Annotated in this window: 18 protein-coding genes; 14 read left to right on the top strand and 4 right to left on the bottom strand. The window is 71.8% G+C overall.

The annotated features are described in order from the left end of the window. Window positions 1–35: 35 nt before the first annotated feature. From H030_RS0120475 to H030_RS0120445, 7 genes are all read left to right on the top strand, one after another. On the top strand, window positions 36–2,375 hold the full coding sequence (locus H030_RS0120475; RefSeq protein ID WP_027007481.1) for a polyribonucleotide nucleotidyltransferase: 2,340 nt from the start codon (window positions 36–38) through the stop codon (window positions 2,373–2,375). A 5-nt stretch (window positions 2,376–2,380) separates the two neighbouring features. Then, a complete protein-coding gene (locus tag H030_RS33915) occupies window positions 2,381–3,673 on the top strand; it encodes a pitrilysin family protein (RefSeq protein WP_331270983.1) in 1,293 nt (430 codons plus the stop codon). Further along, window positions 3,670–4,332 carry a 4-hydroxy-tetrahydrodipicolinate reductase gene (locus H030_RS0120465; protein ID WP_027007480.1) on the top strand — a complete coding sequence of 221 codons (663 nt, stop codon included), beginning with the start codon at window positions 3,670–3,672 and terminating at the stop codon, window positions 4,330–4,332. The genes H030_RS33915 and H030_RS0120465 overlap by 4 nt, the downstream gene beginning before the upstream one ends. Next, a complete protein-coding gene (locus tag H030_RS0120460) occupies window positions 4,329–4,781 on the top strand; it encodes a GNAT family N-acetyltransferase (protein WP_027007479.1) in 453 nt (150 codons plus the stop codon). Before H030_RS0120465 ends, H030_RS0120460 begins: the two co-directional genes overlap by 4 nt. Beyond that, window positions 4,778–5,257 (top strand): GNAT family N-acetyltransferase, encoded by a 480-nt coding sequence (locus H030_RS0120455; protein ID WP_027007478.1) that lies wholly within the window; start codon window positions 4,778–4,780, stop codon window positions 5,255–5,257. The genes H030_RS0120460 and H030_RS0120455 overlap by 4 nt, the downstream gene beginning before the upstream one ends. Next, complete coding sequence (locus H030_RS0120450) at window positions 5,258–5,602, top strand: hypothetical protein (RefSeq protein WP_027007477.1); 345 nt, start codon at window positions 5,258–5,260, stop codon at window positions 5,600–5,602. Window positions 5,603–5,747: 145 nt separating this feature from the next. Then, on the top strand, window positions 5,748–6,158 hold the full coding sequence (locus tag H030_RS0120445) for a hypothetical protein (protein ID WP_027007476.1): 411 nt from the start codon (window positions 5,748–5,750) through the stop codon (window positions 6,156–6,158). Here H030_RS0120445 and H030_RS0120440 read toward each other — a convergent pair. Both H030_RS0120440 and H030_RS33910 read right to left on the bottom strand, forming a co-directional pair. Further along, on the bottom strand, window positions 6,155–6,739 hold the full coding sequence (locus H030_RS0120440; RefSeq protein ID WP_027007475.1) for a hypothetical protein: 585 nt from the start codon (window positions 6,737–6,739) through the stop codon (window positions 6,155–6,157). The genes H030_RS0120445 and H030_RS0120440 overlap by 4 nt on opposite strands. Before the next feature lie 25 nt (window positions 6,740–6,764). Next, on the bottom strand, window positions 6,765–8,876 hold the full coding sequence (locus H030_RS33910) for an ATP-dependent RecD-like DNA helicase (protein WP_051223242.1): 2,112 nt from the start codon (window positions 8,874–8,876) through the stop codon (window positions 6,765–6,767). 54 nt (window positions 8,877–8,930) lie between these two features. Here H030_RS33910 and H030_RS39275 point away from each other — a divergent pair, with 54 nt between their 5' ends. From H030_RS39275 to H030_RS0120420, 3 genes are read left to right on the top strand one after another with little or no spacing between them, the layout of a single operon-like run. Next, complete coding sequence (locus H030_RS39275) at window positions 8,931–9,329, top strand: hypothetical protein (RefSeq protein ID WP_027007474.1); 399 nt, start codon at window positions 8,931–8,933, stop codon at window positions 9,327–9,329. 10 nt (window positions 9,330–9,339) lie between these two features. Then, window positions 9,340–10,212 carry a 4-hydroxy-tetrahydrodipicolinate synthase gene (dapA, locus tag H030_RS0120425; RefSeq protein WP_035128029.1) on the top strand — a complete coding sequence of 291 codons (873 nt, stop codon included), beginning with the start codon at window positions 9,340–9,342 and terminating at the stop codon, window positions 10,210–10,212. A gap of 9 nt (window positions 10,213–10,221) precedes the next feature. Further along, window positions 10,222–11,886 carry a ribonuclease J gene (locus H030_RS0120420; protein WP_027007472.1) on the top strand — a complete coding sequence of 555 codons (1,665 nt, stop codon included), beginning with the start codon at window positions 10,222–10,224 and terminating at the stop codon, window positions 11,884–11,886. Between the two features lie 28 nt (window positions 11,887–11,914). Here H030_RS0120420 and H030_RS37620 read toward each other — a convergent pair whose 3' ends face one another. Further along, entirely contained in the window at window positions 11,915–13,366 is a 1,452-nt protein-coding gene (locus H030_RS37620; RefSeq protein ID WP_051223241.1) for a sensor histidine kinase, read from the bottom strand. Then, window positions 13,363–14,052 carry a response regulator transcription factor gene (locus tag H030_RS0120410; RefSeq protein WP_331270979.1) on the bottom strand — a complete coding sequence of 230 codons (690 nt, stop codon included), beginning with the start codon at window positions 14,050–14,052 and terminating at the stop codon, window positions 13,363–13,365. The genes H030_RS37620 and H030_RS0120410 overlap by 4 nt, the downstream gene beginning before the upstream one ends. Before the next feature lie 105 nt (window positions 14,053–14,157). Here H030_RS0120410 and H030_RS33900 point away from each other — a divergent pair, with 105 nt between their 5' ends. The 4 genes from H030_RS33900 to H030_RS0120390 are packed head-to-tail and all read left to right on the top strand — an operon-like array spanning window position 14,158 to window position 21,059. After that, on the top strand, window positions 14,158–16,092 hold the full coding sequence (locus H030_RS33900; protein WP_051223239.1) for a putative bifunctional diguanylate cyclase/phosphodiesterase: 1,935 nt from the start codon (window positions 14,158–14,160) through the stop codon (window positions 16,090–16,092). Between the two features lie 57 nt (window positions 16,093–16,149). Next, window positions 16,150–18,888, top strand: a complete 2,739-nt coding sequence (locus H030_RS37615; protein ID WP_081690977.1) for a DNA translocase FtsK — start codon at window positions 16,150–16,152, stop codon at window positions 18,886–18,888. Between the two features lie 27 nt (window positions 18,889–18,915). Further along, window positions 18,916–19,770, top strand: a complete 855-nt coding sequence (locus tag H030_RS0120395) for a helix-turn-helix domain-containing protein (RefSeq protein WP_081690976.1) — start codon at window positions 18,916–18,918, stop codon at window positions 19,768–19,770. Further along, a complete protein-coding gene (locus tag H030_RS0120390) occupies window positions 19,767–21,059 on the top strand; it encodes a competence/damage-inducible protein A (RefSeq protein WP_027007469.1) in 1,293 nt (430 codons plus the stop codon). Before H030_RS0120395 ends, H030_RS0120390 begins: the two co-directional genes overlap by 4 nt. Window positions 21,060–21,092: the final 33 nt, after the last annotated feature.

Genomic DNA, 21,092 nt, shown 5'->3' with positions numbered 1-21,092 from the left:
AGTCCGACGCGTGGGCCAATGGAGGAATGACATATATGTCCAATGACGCCGTGACCACGGTCACCGTCGAGATCGCCGGCAAGGAGATCTCCTTTGAGACGGGCAAGATGGCCAAGCAGGCCTCTGGCGCCGTCGTCGTCCGACAGGGCGACACGATGGTGTTGAACACCGCCACCATCGGAAACCTTCGCGACATCGACTTCCTGCCGCTGAGCGTGGATGTCGAGGAGCGCATGTACGCCGCGGGCAAGATCCCCGGCTCCTTCTTCAAGCGCGAGGGCCGGTCGGGCGAGAAGGGCACGCTCACCGCCCGCATGATCGACCGCCCGATCCGCCCGCTCTTCCCCAAGGGCTGGCGCTACGAGACGCAGATCGTGGCGATCCCGCTGTCGATCGACCACGTCCACCCGTACGACATCCTCGCGATGAACGGCGCCTCCGCGGCGCTGATGATCTCGCCCGTCCCGCTGCCCAACCCGGTCGGCGCGGTGCGCATCGGCAAGATCGACGGCAACTTCGTCGTCAACCCCGACGAGGAGGACCTCCTCGAGAACACCGACCTCGACCTGATCGTGGCCGGCACCGAAGAGGCCATCCTGATGGTCGAGGCCGGCGCGAACGTCGTCTCCGAGGCCGAGATCCTCGACGCGCTCGACATCGCCCACGACGCGATCAAGAAGCTGTGCGGCGCCCAGCGCGAGCTGCGCGAGAAGGTCGGCAAGGACAAGCTGGAGTTCGAGGTCAAGGAGATCTCCTCCCAGCTCGTCGATGAGATCCGCGCCAGCCACGGCTCGGACCTCGACGCCGCGACCCAGGTCTTCGACAAGCTCGACCGCCAGGACGCGACCAAGGCCGTCGAGACGTCCGTCGTCGAGAAGTACGCCGGCGATCCCGACGCCGAGACCTACGGCGAGTACAAGGCCAACGCCAAGGCGGCCTTCGCCAAGATCGAGAAGCAGATCATCCGCGAGCGGATCGCCAAGGACAAGAAGCGTCCCGACGGCCGCCACGAGACCGAGATCCGCCCGATCAGCATCGAGGTCGGCGTCGCCCCGCGCACGCACGGCTCCGCGCTGTTCACCCGCGGCCAGACCCAGGCCTTCAGCGTCGCCGCCCTCGGCACGCTGAAGGAGGAGATGCGCCTCGACACCCTCGGCCTCGAGACCAGGAAGTTCTACTGGCACCACTACAACTTCCCGGCCTTCTCGGTCGGCGAGACGGGCTTCATGCGCGGCCCCAAGCGGCGTGACATCGGTCACGGCGCCCTGGCCGAGCGCGCCCTGGTGCCGGTCGTCCCGCACATCGACGACTTCCCGTACACCGTGCGTGTCGTCTCCGACATCTTCGAGTCCAACGGCTCGTCGTCGATGGCCTCGGTCTGCGGCAGCTCGCTGTCGCTGATGGACGCGGGCGTGCCGATCAAGGCTCCCGTCGCGGGCATCGCGATGGGCCTGATCAAGGAGGGCGACGACTACACCGTCCTCACCGACATCGCCGGCGTCGAGGACCACCTCGGCGACATGGACTTCAAGGTCGCCGGCACGTCGGAGGGCATCACCGCCCTGCAGATGGACATCAAGATCACCGGCGTCACGTTCGACATCCTCCGCGACGCGCTGGCCCAGGCCCGCGACGCGCGGCTGGACATCCTCGGGCAGATGGCGAGGGTCATCGCCACGCCGCGCGAGCAGCTGTCGCAGTTCGCGCCGCGCATCATCACGGTCCAGATCGACCCGTCGAAGATCGGCCTGCTGATCGGCAAGGGCGGCGAGACCATCCGCGGCCTGTCCGAGGAGTTCGAGTCGCAGATCGACGTCAACGACGACGGCCAGGTCCTGGTCTACTCGGCCAACGGCGAGCTCGGCGAGAAGCTGGCCGAGCGCATCCGGACGATGACCAAGGAGGTCGAGGTCGGTGACTCGTTCTCCGGCAAGGTCGTCAAGACGACCACGTTCGGCGCCTTCGTCGAGCTGGCCAAGGGCACCGACGGCCTGCTGCACATCAGCAACGTCAAGCCCGGCGAGCGCGTCGGCACCGTCGAGGAGGTCCTGAACAAGGGCGACGAGATCGACGTCCGCGTCGTCGAGGTCGACCGTGAGCGTGGCCGCATCGGCCTGCGCCTCGCCGCCGACCCCGAGATCGAGGGCAAGTCGGTCGAGGAGCTCGCCTCCGTCGGCGCCGGCGGCCCGGGCGGTGGGGGCGGCGGCGATCGCGGCCCGCGCCGTGACCGCAACGGCGGCGGCGACCGTGGCCCGCGTGGCGGCGGACGTGACCGTGACCGCGGCGGCGACCGTGGCGGCGACGCCGGCGGCGACCGCCCGCGCGGCTCCGGCCGCCCGCGGCATCGCAGCGACCGCGATCCCGAGCGGGACTAAGCACCCTGCGCGAGGAACACCGCCTGACCGAGCTGAGCTCGGGCGTCCGGGTCGTCACGGAGTCCATGGACTCCGTGCGATCCGCGGCGCTGGGGTTCTGGATCGGGACGGGCTCGGGCTTCGAGGACGCCGACCGGGCGGGCCTGTCGCACCTGTTGGAGCACATGCTCTTCCGGGGGACGGCCCGCTACGAGTCGCTGGAGATCGACCAGATCTTCGACGGCATGGGCGCCGAGATCAACGCGGGGACGGGCAAGGAGACCACGTCGGTCTACTCGCGCGTCCTCGACGTGCATCTGGAGCGGGCGTTCGACGTCATGGCCGACATGGTCTGGCGGCCCAAGATCGCCGACGAGGACCTCTCGCAGGAGCGGGAGATCGTCCTCGAGGAGATCGCGATGTACGAGGACGACCCGCAGGACCGCGTCTTCGACGTGCTCGGCGAGGCGACGTTCGGCGACCACCCGCTGGGACGGGCGATCATCGGCACGCGCGAGGTCGTCGCGGGCACGCCCGCGGCCGAGATCCGCGACTTCCACGCGGCGCGCTACACGACGGGCAACGTCGTCGTGGCCGCCGCCGGCAGCATCGACCACGACCGGATCGTCGAGCTGGTCCAGCAGACGCTGGGCGACACCGTGCGCCCCGGCGGCGCGCTGGAGCCGCTGGCCGTCCCGGGCGGCGCGGTCGCGCGCCGGCGCTTCCTGGCCAAGGAGACCGAGCAGTACCACGTCGCGCTCGGCGCGCCCGGCATCGCCCGCGACGACGAGCGGCGCTTCGCGCTGCGCGTCCTGGACAACGTGCTCGGCGGCACCTCGTCGTCGCGCCTGTTCCAGGAGGTGCGCGAGCAGCGCGGGCTGGCCTACAGCGTCTACTCGTTCACCGGGTCCTACGCGGGGACGGGCCAGGTCGGCCTGTACCTCGGCACGCGGCCCGACAACGTCAAGACGGCGCTGCAGGTCGTCGGCACCGAGTTGGACAAGTTGCTCGCCGACGGCATCACGGCCGAGGAGCTGGACCGCTCCAAGGAGAACGTGAAGGGCCGCGTCGTGCTGGCGCTGGAGTCCACGACCGCGCGGATGAACCGGCTCGGCTCGTCGGTCCTGGCCGACATGCCGATCCTGACGGTCGACGACGTGGTCGAGCGGATCGACGCGGTCACGCTCGACGACGTCGCTGCTCTGGCGCGCGAGCTGTACGCGCCCGAGCGGCTCAGCGCCGCCGGGATCGGCGGCGACGAGACGGTCTACCGCACGGCGCTGGAAGCCGTGTCGCCGACGTTGGCGGAGGCTGCGTGAGCAGTCTGCGTGTCGGAGTGGCGGGTGCGGCGGGTCGCGTCGGCCGGGCGATCTGCGACGGCGTCGACGCCGCGGACGACCTGGAGCTGGCGGGCCGCGCCGACCCGGCGCTCGACACGCCGCTGGCGTCGATCCTCGGCGACTGCGACGTCGTCGTCGACTTCACGCGCCCCGACACGGCGCTGGAGAACGCGCTGGCCTGCGTGCGCGCGGGCGTGCACGTGGTGATCGGGACGACCGGCTTCGATCCGGCGCCGCTGGCGGAGCGCCAGGGCGACGGCAACGCGTTCCTGGCCCCGAACTTCGCGATCGGCGCCGTGCTGATGATGAAGTTCGCCGTCGAGGCGTCCAAGTACATGCAGTCGGCCGAGATCATCGAGCTGCACCGCGACGGCAAGCTCGACAAGCCGTCGGGCACCGCCAAGCACACGGCCGAGCTGATGGAGGGCGACGTGCCGATCCACTCGGTCCGGCTGCCCGGCCTGGTCGCCCACCAGGAGGTCATCCTGGGCGACGTCGGCCAGACGCTGACGATCCGCCACGACTCCATGGACCGGACGTCGTTCGTCCCGGGCGTCCTGCTGGCCGTGCGCCGCGTCGCCGACCAGGGCGCGCCGCTGGTCGTGGGGCTGGACAACCTGCTCTTCCCGAGCGCTTGATCCGGCCGGCGACCGCCGACGACGCCCGCGCGCTGGCGGAGCTCGAGGTCCGCGCGTGGCGCTGGGCCTACGTCGACTTCGTCGCCGAGGAGGACATGATCACGATCGCCGATCGCGTGGAGCGCTGGTCGGAGCGCGGCGTGGACGGAGCCTTCGTGGCCGAGGTCGACGGGCGAGTTGTCGGAGTTGTGCAAGTTGATGATGAAGGGCAGTTGCGCGGGCTCTACGTCGAGCCGGCCGCGCAGGGCGCGGGGCTCGGCGCCGAGCTGCACGACCACGCGCTGGAGGAGCTGCGCCGGCGCGGGGTCGACGATGCCACGCTGTGGGTGTTCGAGGCCAACGGCCACGCGCGAGGGTTCTACGAACGCCGCGGGTGGGCAGTGGACGGCGAGATGAGCACCGCCGCCGAGGCACCCGAGGTCCGCTACCGCAAGGAGCTGGGGCGATGACGCCGCCGTCGATCCGCCCGGTCACGCCGCGCGACGTCCACGCGATCGCCGAGCTGCAGGTGCGCGCCTGGCGCCACGAGCACGACGGCTTCGTGGTCGAGGCGCAGATGCCGACGCTGGAGGACCGGATCGCGCTGTGGAACGGCGTGCGGCCGGGGGAGGCGTGGCTGAGCGAAGACGCCCACGGCAGGATCGTCGGCGTCGTCGGGGTGCATGACGGCGAGGTCGGCGTGCTGCACGTCGATCCGGACCTGCTCGACGAGGACGGCCCGGACGGGTCCGACGTCGACGGGCTGCTGCTGGAGCACGCCGAGAACGCGCTGCGTGACGCGGGGCACTCCTCGATCCTGCTGTGGACGTTCCGCGAGAACCACCACAACCGCGCGCTCTACGCGCGCCACGGCTGGACGCCCGACGGCGCGGAGCAGGAGACGCTGCCCGGCGTCGTCGAGGTGCGCTACCGGCGCGAGTTGTAGATGCTGGTCGCGGTCACCGACCACGCGGCCGAGCGCTTCCGCCAGCGCGTCGCCGGCACGCTGGACGCGAAGACCGAGATCGCCTCACGCGTGGCGCGCGCCTGGGAGGCCGGGCGCGTGAGCGAGGAGCCGCCGCCGGGCGCGACCGCCGCCCGCGGATCGCTGTACGTGCGCGACGGCGCCGACCGCTCCGTGGTCTACGTCTGCCGCCGCGAGGGCGCGGGCGAGCTGGTCGTCGTGACGCTCTGGGAGCAGGAGGGCGGCGTCACCCCGCCGCGCGTCCCGCGCCGCTTCACCGATGCGCTCAAGCGCGACGACGAGCGCCGGCGCGACGACGCCACCTAGCGGCGCGCGGCGGCCACGCAGCGGTACTCAGCAGTTCCGGGAACACAGGGGTTTCTGGACCATCCGGCAGGGGTTGGGCGTTGCCTTCCGGCGTCGGTGGGCGTAGAACAGATGGGGAGACGTTCACCCGAAGAGGAGCAGCACGATGTACCGCCAGAAGCTCCTCGTCGTGGCCAACCAGACGGTCGACTCCGACGAGCTCTACGACGCCCTTTTCGAACGCGCGGGACACGGTCCGCTGGCCGTGACGCTGCTCGTTCCGCAGGATCAGCACGACGGGCTCGGCAGCCGGGTGAACAGGGCCCTGATCCACCTGCACGCCGCCGGCATCGACGCCGAGGCGATGCTCGGCGACGTCGACCCGTGCTGCGCGGTCATCGAGGTCTGGGACCCGCGGCGCTGGGACGAGGTCGTCGTCTCGACGCTGCCCTCCGCCACCTCCCGCTGGCTGCGCATCGACCTACCCCGCCGGATCACGCGGGCCGTTGACGCGCCGGTGACGCACATCGAGTGCGCGCCGGTCAGCACGGGGGCCCACGCCCACGTCCACGCCTAGCCGCCTGTCGGCGGCAGCACGGCGCTGCGGGGAGCGCCGTCCTGCGTCCAGTAGAACGTCCGGCCCGTGAGCGCCAGCGAGCCGGGCACGACCGCACCCGAGGCGATCACGGTCGTCCTGTGGCCCGCGGCGACCGTCAACACCCGGATCGCCCCGTTGACGTCGGGCTGTGTCAACGCGGCGAACGCACCATCGCTCGCGAGCACGAACGACGTGGCGATCGCCTGCGCCGGCGTAGCCGAAGGGCGGCGCAGGTCGACGACCCGGACGACATCCGGCTGGTCGCCGCCATGCACGTCGGGACCGCGCGCGACGTAGCCAAGACGCGTGCCGGCGAGCTGGATCCCGCTGACTCCGATCCTGGTGTTGAGCTCGCCGAAGAACCCGAGGTTGTTCCTCTGCCCATAGACGCACGCGTTGAGGACGATGTGCCTGTAGGCATACACGCGCGCCCTGCTGTCAGCGACGACCGTCCTGCCGACCGTGCGGCAGTCCGTCGCGGCCCGCGCTCCCGGAGCCGCCACCACGCTCGCGATCGCCGCCGTCGCCAAGGCGGCGGCGATCGGCGCGACGATGCTCATGGCCTGCGATCGGCGATGGCGCACCTCAGGAGACCAGCTCGACCAGGCGTGTGTTGCGGCGGGAGGCGTCGACGCGGGAGAGTGCGGTGCTCAGCGCGCCGCGTTCGGCGACGACGACGCAGGTGGCTTGGGCGCGGGTCACGGCGGTGTAGACGAGGTTGCGGGTCAGCATCGGGGCGTGGCCGCGGGCCAGGGCGATGACGATCGCCGGGGCTTGGGAGCCCTGCATCTTGTGGACGGAGCAGGCGTAGGCCAACCGCAAGGTGTTGGTCTCGTTGAGGTCCAACGTGATCCGGCGGGTGTCGTCGCCGACGATCGTCAGCGTCCCGCGCGCCGGGTCGTTGGCCACGACCACGCCGATCTCGCCGTTGTAGAAGTTGCGCTCGTGGTTGTTGCGCGTCTGCATGATCCGGTCGCCCAGCCGGAACGGCGTGCCCTTGACGGCGGCGCCATCCGGGTTCAGCTCGGCGCGCAGCGTCTCGTTGAACGCGTCGATCCCGGCCGGGCCGCGGTGCATCGGCACCAGCACCTGCAGGTCCTGGACCGGGTCCAACCCATAGTGCTTGGGCAGCCGCCTCGTCGCCAGCGAGATGATCTCCGCGAACACGTGCTCGGCACTCGGGCGCTCGATGTAGAAGAAGTCGCGGATGTCGTCGGGACCGGCCTGCGTCGGCGGCGCCTCGCCGCGGTCGATCGCGTGGGCGGCGCGGATGATCAGCGAGCGCGCGGCCTGCCGGAACACCTCCACCAACTTGGTCGACGGCACCAGCCCGGACGCGATCAGGTCCTCCAGCACGCGCCCCGGGCCGACCGGCGCCAGCTGGTCGACGTCGCCCACGAGCAGGACGTGCGTGCGCGGCCCGACCGCCTCGACCAGCGCGCCCGCCAGCCGCACGTCCAACATCGAGGCCTCGTCGACCACCAGCAGGTCGACGCCGGTCAGCGGGTCGTCGGCGTCGCGCGCGAAGCCCTCGCCCGGCACCCACTCGAGCAGCCGGTGGATCGTCGTCGCCTCGGCGCCGGTCGCCTCCGACAGCCGCTTGGCCGCCTTGCCGGTCGGCGCGCACAGCCGGACCGTGCGCCTCTGGTCCCTCAGCAGGTCGACCAGCGCGCGCATCGTCGCGGTCTTGCCGGTGCCCGGCAGACCGGTGAGGATCGACAAGCGGTGCTCGGCCGCCGCGTGCACCGCCGCCCACTGCGCGGGCGTCGGCGGGTGCTCGCCCTCCGAAGGCGGATCGGCCGGGACGTCCACGTCGAGCGTCGGCGGCGCGGCCGCCAGCTCCATCACGCGCTCGGCCAGCCGGTGCTCGGTCTGGTTCATCCGCGGCTCCAGGACGCGCTCGCTGCCATCCAGCACCAGCTCGGCGTCCTCGATGTGCGACGCGACGACCTCCATCGGCAGCTCCAGCAGCCGCGCGGCGCGCGGGACCAGCTCGCTGCGCGGCAGGAAGCAGTGCCCGTCCTGCTCGCTCGCCCTCAGCACGTGGTGCAGCGCGGCGTGGATCCGCTCCGGCGCGTCGGCCGGCGTACCCATCGCGCGCGCCACGACGTCGGCGGTCGCGAACGCGATCCCGTCGACCTTCATCAGCGCGTAGGGATCCTGCTGCAGCAGCTGCAGCGCGCCGCCGCCCAGCGCCTTCTGGACGCGCGCGGCGACCGCCGCCGGGACGTCGTGCTCGGCCAGCAGCATCCGCAGGGCGCGGCCGCCCGCCTGGCGCTGCCACGACGCGACCGCCGCCGCCAGCTTCGCCTTCCCGATCCCCGGCACCTCGCGCAGGCGCGCGCCCGGGTCGCGGTCGACGATCTCCAGCACCTGGTCGCCATGGCGGTCGAGCAGGAACTCGGCGCCCCTGGGCCCGACGTGCTTGACGGACTCCAGCAGCGCCAGGACCGCGTCGCCCGACGCGGGCGCGCCGACCCGGACCTGCTGGACGTGCAGCTGGCGGCCGAACTTCGGGTGCTCGCGCCACTGGCCCTCGACCTCGACCGAGTCGCCCTCGTGCAGGTGCGCGATCGGCCCGGTCAGGACGTGCTCGTCGCCGTCGCCGGCCTTGGCGACCATCACGGCGAAGCCCCCGTCGTCCGTGCGCCAGCGGACCGCGACGATCTCGGCGGCGAGGGACGATGGTTCCGGCACGCATCGAGGGTACGCTGTGAGGCCGATCGACCCCCGAGGAGACGCACGAGCGACATGGGCTTCATGGACAAGGCCAAGAAGTTCGCCGAGCAGGCGCAGCAGGAGGCCAGGGACGGCACGCTGAAGGACCGGGCCAGGGCGCTCGCCGACCAGGCGCAGGCCAAGCTCGACGAGGTCCAGACGCAGTTCAACGACTCCCAGAAGAGCGGGAACGCGCCCGCGGGCGCCTCCGAGGCCGCCGAGGCCGCCGCGTCGATCCCGGACACGCCCGCCGCCGAGGACGCCCCGGCCCCGGACCCGGCCGCCACCGCGGCGGCCGCCGAGACCGTCGCGGAAGCCGCCGCGCCCGCCGCTCCGTCCACCCCGACCGCGCCCCCGTCGGGCGCCGCGCAGGTCGACCGCAGCGGCGAGGCCGCGCCGTCGATGACCAGCGGCGACCCGCTCGCGGGCTGAAGCTGGGAGAATGAGTCACGTGGCCGGGCTGGGAGCCATCCTCACTGCGATCGTCACGCCGTTCGACGACGACCTGAACGTCGACGAGCAGGCGTTCGTCGACCTCATGCACCACCTCGCCGCGCACGGCTCGGACGGCTTCGTCGTCTGTGGCACGACCGGCGAGTCCTCGACGCTCTCCGACGACGAGCAGATGCGCGTCATCGAGCTGGCGGTGCAGAACCGCCCCGAGGGCACGTCGATCACGGCCGGCGTCGGGGTCAACGACACCAGGCACGCCGTGCACCTGACCGAGCGCGCGACCGCGCTCGGCGTCGACGCGCTCCTCTCGGTCACCCCGTACTACAACAAGCCCAACCGCCGCGGGATCATCGCGCACTACACCGAGGTGGCCAAGGCCACCGACAAGCCGATCATCCTGTACAACATCCCGTCGCGCGTGGTCATCGACGTGCCGAACGACCTGCTCGCCGAGCTGGCGCAGATCGACCACATCGAGTACGTCAAGCAGGCCAACAACGACAACTTGGCCCAGGTCGACGGCCTCGGGTTGTACGCCGGCAACGACGAGATCTTCCTGCCCACGCTGGAGCTCGGCGGCCAAGGGGTCATCTCCGTCGCCAGCCACCTGGTCGGCGAGGAGATGCGCCGCATGGTCGACGAGCCCGACAACCGGGCCGAGATCGACGCGTCGCTGCGCGACGTCTACGCCGCGATGGGCGTCACCACGAATCCGATCCCGGTGAAGGCCGCGCTCGAGCTGGCCGGCCATCCGGTCGGCGCCTTGCGCCTGCCGCTCGTCGAGGCCGACGAGGACGAGCGCGCGCAGATCGCCGCCGTCCTCGAGCGCCACGGGCTGCTCGCCTCCGCCGGGACCTCCTAGAAGGAGAACATGCCTCAAAGCAAGCTGCGCGTCCTGCCCCTCGGTGGGCTCGGCGAGATCGGCAAGAACATGACCGTCGTCGAGTACGACGGATCGATCCTCGTCGTCGATGTCGGACTGCGCTTCCCGACGGCGGAGCAGGTCGGCATCGACCTGGTCCTGCCCGACTTCACGTACCTGCGCGAGCGCGCGGATGACATCGAGGGCATCGTCATCACCCACGGCCACGAGGACCACCTCGGCGCGCTGCCGTGGATCCTGCGCGAGCTGGGGACCGACATCCCGGTCTTCGGCGGCCCGCTGACGATGGCGATGGCCCGCTCCAAGCTCGACGAGCACCGTCTCAAGGAGACCGACCTGACCGACGTCAGGCCGGGGGAGACGCTCGAGCTCGGCCCGTTCGACATCGAGCTGGTCCACCTCACGCACTCGATCCCCGACATGATGGGCGTCGCGATCACGACGGACCTCGGGACGATGCTGATCACCGGCGACTACAAGTTCGACCAGACGCCGGTCGACGGCAAGCCGGCCGACGTGTCGCGCCTGGCCGAGCTGGGCCGCGAGGGCCTGCTGCTGCTGTGCGGCGACTCGACCAACGCCGACCGCCCGGGCTTCTCGCCCAGCGAGTCGGTCGCCGGCCCGAACCTGGAGGCGCTGTTCGGGCGCTGCGAGGGCCGGATCGTCGTGACGTGCTTCGCGTCGAACATCCACCGCGTCCAGCAGGTCGTCGACGCGGCGACCGTCCACGGGCGCAAGGTCGTCCTGGTCGGCCGGTCGATGCGCAAGAACATCAACATCGGCAGGATGCTCGGCCACATCGACGTCCCGGACGGGACGTTCGTGCAGCCGCGCGAGGCCCAGGACTTCCCGGACCACAAGCTCGTGATCGTGTCGACGGGGTCCCAGGGCGAGCCGCTCAGCGCGCTGCGCCGCATGGCCCACAGGGACCATCCGCAGGTCGAGCTGCACAAGGGCGACACGATCGTCTTCGCGGCCTCGCCGATCCCGGGCAACGAGCGCGCGGTCAACGAGACGATCGACCGGCTCTACCACATCGGCTGCGACGTGATCACGGCCAGGGACGAGCCGATCCACGCCTCCGGTCACGGCTACCAGGAGGAGATCAAGTTGATGCTCAACCTGACCAGGCCCAGGTACGTGATGCCGTTCCACGGCGACCACAAGCGCATCCACCTGCACGGCCAGCTGGCCGAGGCCGTGGGCGTGCCGCCCGAGAACATCTTCAAGGGCGAGAACGGCCTGCCGCTGGAGCTCGACAGGGACGGCGCGGCGTTCGGCAGGCCCGAGCGCGCCGGGATGATCTACGTCGACGGCGTCGACATCGGCGATCCGACCGACGTCGCGCTGCGCGACCGGCGGATGCTGAGCGCTGACGGCATCTTCGTGGTCGTGGCGACGATCAGCGAGCAGGACGGATCGTCGGTCGCCGACCCGGAGATCATCTTCCGCGGCGTGCCGTACCCGGAGGACGCCGAGTCGCTGCTCGGTGACATCCGCGAGACGGTCAACACCTCGCTGGAGCGCGCCGCCAAGGACGAGATCCGCGAGATCGACCTGCTCCAGCAGACGCTGCACGACGACCTCGCGACGTTCGTCTACGACCGCCTCCGCCGGCGCCCGATGGTGCTGCCGGTCGTGGTCGAGGTCTAGGGGACCGAAACCGAAGGCCTACAGCGCGTCAGCCGGCCGAAGCCGGTGCGGCTGACGCGGTGAGGTCCGGCGCCTCCGGCGGCGCGACGTTCTGCGGCGCCGCCGGAAGCGTCACCACGAAGCGCGCGCCGCCTTCCGGCGGCGACTCGAGCACGACGTCGCCGCCGTGCGTGCGCGCGACCGCCCGCACGATCGATAGCCCGAGCCCGACCGAGCCGCCGCTGTCGCCCTCGGCGCGCACGAAGCGGTCGAAGACCTTGTCGCGCAGGTCCTCCGGCACGCCCGGCCCGTCGTCGCTGACCACGAGCCGGACGACGTCGCCCGCCGTCTCGATCCGCGCCTCGACGTGCGTCCCCGGCGGCGTGTGCGCGATCGCGTTGCCGACCAGGTTGAGCGCGAGCCGGTGCAGCTCGTCCCTCGCGCCCTCGACGATCCCGCGCCGCGCGTCGACCGACAGGTCGTGGTCGTCGGCGACCGGTCCCAGCTCGGAGGCGACGTCGATCAGGACGCGCCCGAGGTCGGTCGGCTCGTGCGGCACCTCGCGCTTGGCGTCGGCGCGCGCGAGCAGCAGCAGGTCGGCGACCAGCCGCCGCATCCGCTGCGTCGAGCGCAGCGCCGACTGCGCGGCCTCGCGCGGCTCGCCGTCGAGCACCTCCTCCAGCAGCTCCAGGTTCGCCAGCACACTCGTCAGCGGCGTGCGTAGCTCGTGCGACGCGTCGGCGACGAACTGGCGCTGGCGGGCGAGCACCGCCTCGCGCTCCTCGCGCGCCCCCTCCAGCGACTGGAGCATCTCGTCCAGCGTCGTCGCCAGCTCGGCGACCTCGTCGTCGGTGTCCGGGATCGGCACGCGCCGCGACGGGTCGCGGTCGCGCGCGATGTCGCGGGCGGTCGACGTCAGCCGCGTGATCGGTGCCAGCGCGCGCCGCGCCAGGGCCAAGGCCAACAACAACGCCAGGCCCGCGCCGACGAGCACGCCGAAGATCAGGAACACGCGGACGCGGTGCACCGACGCCTCGACCGACCCGTTCTTGCGCGCGTACTGGACGTACGCGACCGCGCCGAAGATCGAGTTGTTGATGGACACCGACGCGTTGCGCGTCAGCACGCGATAGCCGCCGACCTGCCCGCTGTCGCCCAGCTTGAGGCCGAGCTTGGTGAAGTCCGGCGCGTTCTCGGTGTCCCCGATCACGTTGCCGTGCGCGTCGAGGATCCGGATCGCCGCGTCGTTGGACGCGCCGTAGGTCCGGACCGTCGACTTGTCGATCGTGAAGCGGTTGTTCTGGAGCGTGAACGTCAGGTTGCTGCTGGCGAGCAGGTTGTGCATCGCCGTGTTCATCTCGTTGCGGAAGTCGCTCCGGATCCGGGACGCGGTCGACTGCCCGATGAAGAGGGCGAACACGCACAGCACGAGGAACGTCAGTCCCGCCGACAGCAGCGCGAGCCGCCAGCGCAGGGTGATCGAGTGGAGCAGTGACGTCATGCCCGGAGGACGTAGCCCGCGCCGCGGATCGTATGGAGAAGGCGCGGCTCACCGCCGCCCTCGAGCTTGCGCCGCAGGTTCGACACGAACACCTCGATCGTGTTCGTCGTCGCGAACGGGTCGTAGCCCCAGACGTCCTCCAGCAGCCGCTGGCGCGGGACGACGATCCGCTCGTTGCGCATCAGGTACTCCAGCAGCTCGAACTCGCGCTGGGTCAGCTCGACGACGCGGTCGCCGCGGCGGACCTCGTGCGTGTCCGGGTTCAGCGACAGGTCGGCGACGACCAGCGAGGCGCTCCCGCGTGGCGGCCGGCGGCGCAGCAGCGCGCGCAACCGGGCGAGCAGCTCCTGGCGCTCGAACGGCTTGACGAGGTAGTCGTCGGCGCCGGCGTCCAGGCCCTCGACGCGCGACTCCAGCGCGTCGCGCGCGGTCAGCATCAGGATCGGGACGTCGTCGGCCGAGCGCAGGCGCTTGGCGACCTCCATGCCGTCAAGCTTGGGGAGCCCGAGGTCGAGGACGACGAGATCCGGGACGAAGTCGTTGGCAGCGCCGAGCGCCGCCTCGCCGTCGGCGGCGATGCGCGTCTCGTAGCCCTCCAGCCGCAGCGAGCGCTGCAGGACCTGGGCGATGTCGTCGTCGTCCTCCACGATCAGGACGCGTGCTTGCCGCTCGTGGCCGTCGATCACAAGAACATGGTAAGGGCGTTGATCAACCCCAGCTCAACATGAGCCTGGCGCGCCCCCGCCAACCGGCACGGTGAAGTTCCTTTCAGTGCGGCCGATGGAAAGGGTGTGCTGGTTCCACCGGACGGCCGCGGCACGGGCCGGACGCGCGATTGGCTGCCCACGGGCGGCACGCTTCCGGCTGCCGCGTTCGAGACGCGGCACCGGACGGTCGTCATCCTGCTGTGGATCCACGTCCTCGGCCTGCCGCTGTTCGCGATCGCGCGCGGCTACCCGTGGTACCACGGGCTGCTCGACACGTCGCCGATCCTCGTGTGCGCGATCGCGGCGATGTCGCGCCGCTTCAACCGCCGCGGCCGCGCGTCGATCGGCGCGCTCGGGCTCGTCACGTGCTCGGCGATCTTCACCCACCTCTGGGGCGGCGTCACCGAGGCGCACTTCCACTTCTTCGTCGTCGTCGCGCTGCTGTCGCTCTACGAGGACTGGGTCCCGTGGGGCCTGGCGATCGCCTACGTGCTGGTCCACCACGGGGTCATGGGCGCGATCGACCCGAGGTCGGTCTTCGGCGACAACCCCAGCGCGCAGGCCCACCCGTGGCGCTGGGCCGGGATCCACGCCGGCTTCATCGGCGCGCTGGCGATCGTCAACATCGTGTCCTGGCGCTCGAACGAGAAGGCCCGGATCGGCCAGACCGCCGCGCGCAGGGCGCTCGCCCACCGTGCGACGCACGACCCGCTGACCGGTCTGCCCAACCGCCCGGCGTTCGTCGGCCAGGTCGAGCGCGCGCTGGACCGGCGCCGCGACGACGCCCACGCGCAGGGCCGCGTCGCGGTCATGTTCGTCGACATCGACGACTTCAAGCTCGTCAACGACTCGCTCGGCCACGGCGCGGGGGACCGGCTCCTGGAGGCGGTCGCGCAGCGGCTGACCGAAGCGCTGCGCCCGCAGGACGTGGTCGCCCGCTTCGGCGGCGACGAGTTCACGGTCCTGGTCGCCGACGTCATCGACGAAGCAGACGCGCGCCGCGTCGCGGAGCGGCTGGCAGCGGCGCTCGTGCCGCCGATCGACCTCGACGGCGAGTCGCGCTTCGTCACCGCGTCGGTGGGGCTGGCGATCGGTGGCGACGGCTATGGCGACGCCGACCAGCTCCTGCAGGACGCCGACGCCGCGATGTACCGCGCGAAGGCCAACGGCAAGGCGCGCTGCGACACCTTCGACGACTCCCTGCGCGCCGACGCGATCCGCCGCCTGGCGCTGGAGTCCGGGCTGCGCGAGGCGCTGGCCCACGACGAGCTGACGCTGCACTACCAGCCGCAGGTCCGCCTGCCGGACGGCCTGATCACCGGCGCCGAGGCGCTGATCCGCTGGCAGCACCCCGACCTCGGCGCGGTCTCGCCGGCCGAGTTCATCCCGATGGCCGAGCGCCTCGGCGTGATCGAGGAGATCGGCGCGTGGGTCGTGCGGACCGCGTGCGCCGAGGCGGTCGCCTGGGGCCGCGACGACCTCGAGATCGCCGTCAACGTCTCGCCCCGTCAGCTGTCGACGCCGGAGTTCGCCGACATCGTCCGCGACGCGCTCGCCAGGTCCGGGCTGGACGCGCACCGGCTCTGCCTCGAGGTCACCGAGACCGCGCTGCTGGCCGACGTCGAGGCCGCGCACGCGATGCTCGCGCGGCTGCGGGAGCTGGGCGTCCTGCTGGCGGTCGACGACTTCGGCGTCGGCCACGCGTCGCTGCGCCACCTGCGCCAGCTGCTGCCGGTCGACGTGCTGAAGATCGACAAGTCGTTCGTCGACGGGCTCGCGGAGGACCGCGAGGACGCGGCGATCATCTCGGCGGTCGTGCGGCTGGCCGAGGGTTTGGGCCTGGACTGCATCGCCGAGGGCGTCGAGACCGCCGAGCAGGCCGAGGCGCTGAGCGCGATGGGCTGCTCCAACGCCCAGGGCTGGCACTTCGCGCGGCCGATGCCCGCAGAGGCGATCCGCGCCATGCTGCGCCCGGACGCGGAGGCGCCCGCCGCTGCCGTGACGCGCGCGCACGCGTAAGCGACGACGTTCGCGGGAGGGACGCGCGACGGCGCGTCGAAGGTTGGGATCCGAGTTATGCCCACCGCCCGCACCTCACCTCCGCGCAAGCGCAAGCCTGCCCCGAAGTCGAAGACCACGACCTCCGCCGCGGCGGCGCGCAAGCGCAGGCCGGCGGCCCGCGGCAGCGCGGGCGGCACGCGGACGCGCGCCAAGCGCTCGTCGGCGACCTGGGCGCCGCGCGTCCCGGTCATCGAGCAGCGCCATCTGGACCTGATGGGGCTGGCGCTGATCGCGGTCGGCGTGTTCCTGTCGTTCCCGCTCTACCTCGGATGGGACGGCGGCCAGGCGGGCGACGGCGTCGTCAACGCGCTGGCGCTGCTGGTCGGCGACCTGCGCTACATCGCGCCGCTGGGGATCATCTTCGCGGGCGTCGTGACGGTGCTCGGGCCGGTGCTGCCGTCGGTGCGGCCGTTCCGGACCGGCGGGATCTGCTTCACGCTCGCGCTGGCGCTGATGTTCGCCGCGGGGACGCTCGGCCTCGGGCCGAGCACGGTCCGCGACGGCTACTGGAACCACGACTTCATGCGCGACCGCGGCGGCTACCTGGGCGAGTCGCTGTTCTACGCGTCGCACCACCTGATCGGGTCGATCGGGACCCACATCCTGGCGCTGTTCCTGTTCCTGGCGGGGCTGCTGCTGCTCACGGGCGCGTCGCTGGCGGGGATCCTGAAGGCCACGGGCGGGACCGTGGCCGAGTCGACGCGCGCGATCCGGACCGCGCGCCCGCCGCGCGAGGAGCGCGAGCCGGAGCCGAAGGCGACTAGGACCAGGAGCGGCGCGACGACGAGGCGCCCGCGCGTCCAGGTCCCGGAACCCGACGGCGACGTGGTCGTCAAGTCCACGCACGTCGAGGCGCCATCGCTCGATGGCGTCGAGCGCTACCCGGATCTCTTCGGTGACGAGGACGACGCCCCGGCGCCGATCGACGCCGAGCCCAGGGTCACCCGCGCGCGCGGCAAGAGGAAGAGGGACGACGCGCCGGAGCCCGCGGTCCCATCGCTCGACGACGACGCCGACCTCGCCGCGCCGCAGTCGGCGGCCGAGGACGCGATGGACGCCGAGGTCGCCGACGCGGTCATGGCGACCGACGACCTGCCGGAGATCGAGCAGAACTTCGAGGACGAGGGCGCGCTGCCGCCCGGCGAGCCGACCCAGCTGGAGCTTCCGGCCGCGCGTGGTGAGGCCGAGGGCGAGGACGTCGAGATCGACTACATCGTCCCGGACGCGCGGGTGCTCAAGCGCTCCACGAGCGAGCAGGTGCGCCCGGACACGTCGCAGAACGAGAAGGTCGCGGCGTCGCTGGTCGAGGCGCTCAGCCACTTCAACGTCGAGTCGCGCGTCGTCGGCACGGTGTCCGGCCCGCACATCACGCGCTACGAGCTGCGGCTGGCGCCGGGCGTGAAGATGTCGAAGGTCGCCCAGCTCAAGGACGACCTGGCCTACGCGTTGGCCGCGACCGAGATCCGGATCCTGGCGCCGATCCCGGGCAAGCAGGCGGTCGGCATCGAGGTCCCGAACCGCGACCGCCGCACGGTCCACCTCGGCGACGTCTTCCGGCCGCGGCCCGAGGGCTACTCGCCGCTCACGGTCTGGCTGGGCAAGGACGTCAGCGGCAAGGCGATCGGCGCGGACCTCGCGAAGATGCCGCACATCCTGGTCGCCGGCACGACCGGCGCCGGCAAGTCGGCGTGCATCAACGGGATGTTGTCCTCCATCTTGCTCAACGCCACGCCGGACGAGGCGCGGCTGGTCCTGGTCGACCCCAAGCAGGTCGAGCTCAACCACTACGAGGACGTGCCGCACCTGCTGACGCCGGTGATCACGTCCCCGCGCCAGGCGGCCAACGCGCTGCAGAACCTGGTGCGCGAGATGGAGTGGCGCTACGGGATCATGGCGATGAAGCGCACGCGCTCGCTGAACGAGCTCAACAAGGTGCGCGAGGAGGAGGGCGAGAAGCGCCTCCCGTACATCCTGTGCGTGATCGACGAGCTCGCTGACCTGATGATGGTCGCGCCGGGCGACGTCGAGGACTCGATCATCCGGATCGCTCAGAAGGCGCGAGCGGTGGGCATCCACCTCGTGCTCGCGACGCAGTCGCCGCGCGTGGACGTCATCACGGGCATGATCAAGGCCAACGTGCCGTCGCGGATCGCGTTCGCGGTGTCCTCGCAGACCGACTCGCGCGTCATCCTCGACCAGAACGGCGCCGAGTCGCTGCTGGGCATGGGCGACATGTTGTTCTCGCCGGTCGGGTCGTCGAAGCTGCAGCGCATCCAGGGCGCGTTCATCGACGAGGCGCAGATCGCGCAGATCACCGAGTTCTGGGCACGCCAGGGCGAGCCGGAGCTGCGGGCGGACCTCCTGGAGGAGGTCGAGGCCGAGGGCGCCGCCGCCGAGAAGGACGCGCGCGACGGCGAGGACCCGGACGAGGATCCGTTGCTGGCCGAGGCGATCGAGCTGGTCGTCGAGATGGGCACGGCGTCGACGTCGATGCTGCAGCGGCGGATGCGGCTGGGCTACACGCGCGCCGGGCGGATGATGGACATGCTGGAGCGGCGCAACGTGATCTCGGGCTACGAGGGCTCCAAGCCGCGCCAGGTGCTGATCACCGGGCAGGACCTTCCGCGCGTGCTCGCCGCGCTGACCGAGAAGGGCGACATCGCGCCCACGCCCGACGCTCCGGTGGCCCCGGAGCCGACCGCTTCGGCGCCGCCCATCGGCGACGCCGAGCCGGGTCCCGACGACATCGCGTGATCGCTCCATAGACTGCGGCGCGAGCAGATGCCGGAGATCGGGGCAACACTCCGCGAAGCGCGCATGCGCGCACGCATCGACATCTCGGAGATCGAAGCCGAGACGAAGATCCGTGCGAAGTACCTGCGCGCGTTGGAGAACGAGGAGTGGGGGCTGCTGCCCGGGCCGGCATACGTCCGGTCGTTCCTGCGCACCTACGCCGAGGCGCTGGGGCTGGACGCCAAGCTGCTGCTGGAGGAGTACAAGCTCCGGCACGAGCGGCCGAGCGACCACGACCTGATGCCGATCGGCGCGCCGCGGCGCGGCGGTGGCAGCGGGCGTGGCGGGCGTGGCGGGCGTGGCGGCGGTCGCGGTGGGCCGCGACAGCCGCGCGGGATCCCGGTCGGGCTCATCGTCGGCGTGATCATCGTGCTGCTGGTCGGCGCGCTGTACGGGCTGGGGAAGCTGAACAGGAGCGACGACAACGGCGACTCCGGGACGTCGGGCGCGACGGTCGGGCAGACCACGACGACGGCGGTCCCGAGGACGAGGACCTCGAGGAGGAGGTCGTCCTCGACGTCGAGGAGGACCAGGACCACCAGGAACGGCGTCGCGGTGTCCTCGCTGGCGACCGTCGCGATCACCGCGACGAGCGGGCAGGTGTTCGCGTGCCTGGTCGACGCGGGCGGCAACCGCCGGATCAACGGCGCGACGCTGAACCAGGGCGTGACGACGCCGGTCTACCGGTCACGCTCGTTCCGGCTCCGGCTGGGCAACGGCAACGCGCGGCTGCGCGTCAACGGCAGGAACCACGACGTCCCGGACGCGTCGCCGATCGCGTTCACGATCACCAAGGGGACGGTCAAGCGGGTCGATGTGAGGAAGGTCCCTGACTGCTCATGAGCGCACGTGCCGGCATCGTGGTGACGGGGACCGAGGTCCTGACGGGCCGCGTCACGGACCGCAACGGGCCGTGGCTGGCGGAGCGGCTGCGCGAGCTGGGCGTGGACATCGCCCACAACATCGTGGTGGGGGACCGGCCTGCGGATCTGATGGACGCGCTCTCGTGGCTCGCGTCGGCGGGGATGGACCTGATCATCACGAGCGGTGGCCTGGGGCCGACCGAGGACGACCTGACCGCCGCGGTGGTGGGGGAGTTCCAGGGCCGTGAGTCGTCTTTGGACGTGGAGTTGGAAGGCCGCATCTGGGCGATCCTGGAGCGGCTGATGGCGCGCTGGCCCGACCTGGACCAGGACGCGATCCGGCGCTCGAACGAGAAGCAGGCGATGGTGCCCGAGGGCGCGACGGTGCTGGAGCCTGTGGGCACCGCGCCGGGGTTGGTCGTGCCTCCGGCCGCCGGGACGTCCGGGCCGACGATCGTCGTCCTGCCCGGCCCGCCGCGCGAGCTGCAGCCGATGTGGTCGGTGGCCGTCGAGACCGAGCCGTTCCGGGCAGCGATCGCGGGGGCCGTCGAGTACCGCCAGGACATGCTCCGCCTCTTCGGGATCCCGGAGTCGGAGATCGCCAACACCATGCTGAAGGCCCGCGAGGCCGGCATCGACCTCGACGCGCTGGAGATCACCACCTGCCTGCGCCGCGGCGAGGTCGAGGTCGTGACCCGCTTCGAGCCGCCCCAGCAGCCGGTCTACGACGCCTTCGCCGCGCTGATCGCCGACCGCCATCCGCGCGAGCTGTTCTCGACCGACGGCGCCTCCGTCGACCAGCAGGTGGCAGAGCTCCTGACGTCGTCGAGGCGCACGATCGCCACCGCCGAGTCCTGCACCGGCGGGCTCCTGGCCGGCCGCCTGACCGACCTGGCCGGCTCCTCGGCCTACGTCCTCGGCGGCCTGGTCGTCTACTCCAACGAGGCGAAGACCGCGCTGGCGGGCGTCTCTCCGGACCTCATCGCCCAGCACGGCGCCGTGTCGAACGAGGTCGCCGAAGCGCTTGCCGTCGGCGCGGTGAAGGCCCTCGGCGCCTCGGTCGGCGTCGGCATCACCGGCATCGCCGGCCCGGGCGGCGGCACCGACGACAAGCCCGTCGGCACCGTCTGCTTCTCCGTCGCCACCGAGGCCGGTCCCCAGATCACGCGCCGCCTGCTGCTGCCCGGTTCCCGCTTCGACATCCGCGACCGCTCGACCACCGTCGCCATGCACCTCATCCGCCGCACCCTGGTCGGCGACGCCGCCTAGCGCGGCAGCGCCCCGCCTCACGCGCCGCCCCGC

The sequence above is a fragment of the Conexibacter woesei Iso977N genome, from assembly GCF_000424625.1.
Lineage (GTDB): Bacteria > Actinomycetota > Thermoleophilia > Solirubrobacterales > Solirubrobacteraceae > Baekduia > Baekduia woesei_A.
Note: the sequence above shows the minus strand (reverse complement) of the source record. Positions and strands in the feature narration are given on the sequence as shown.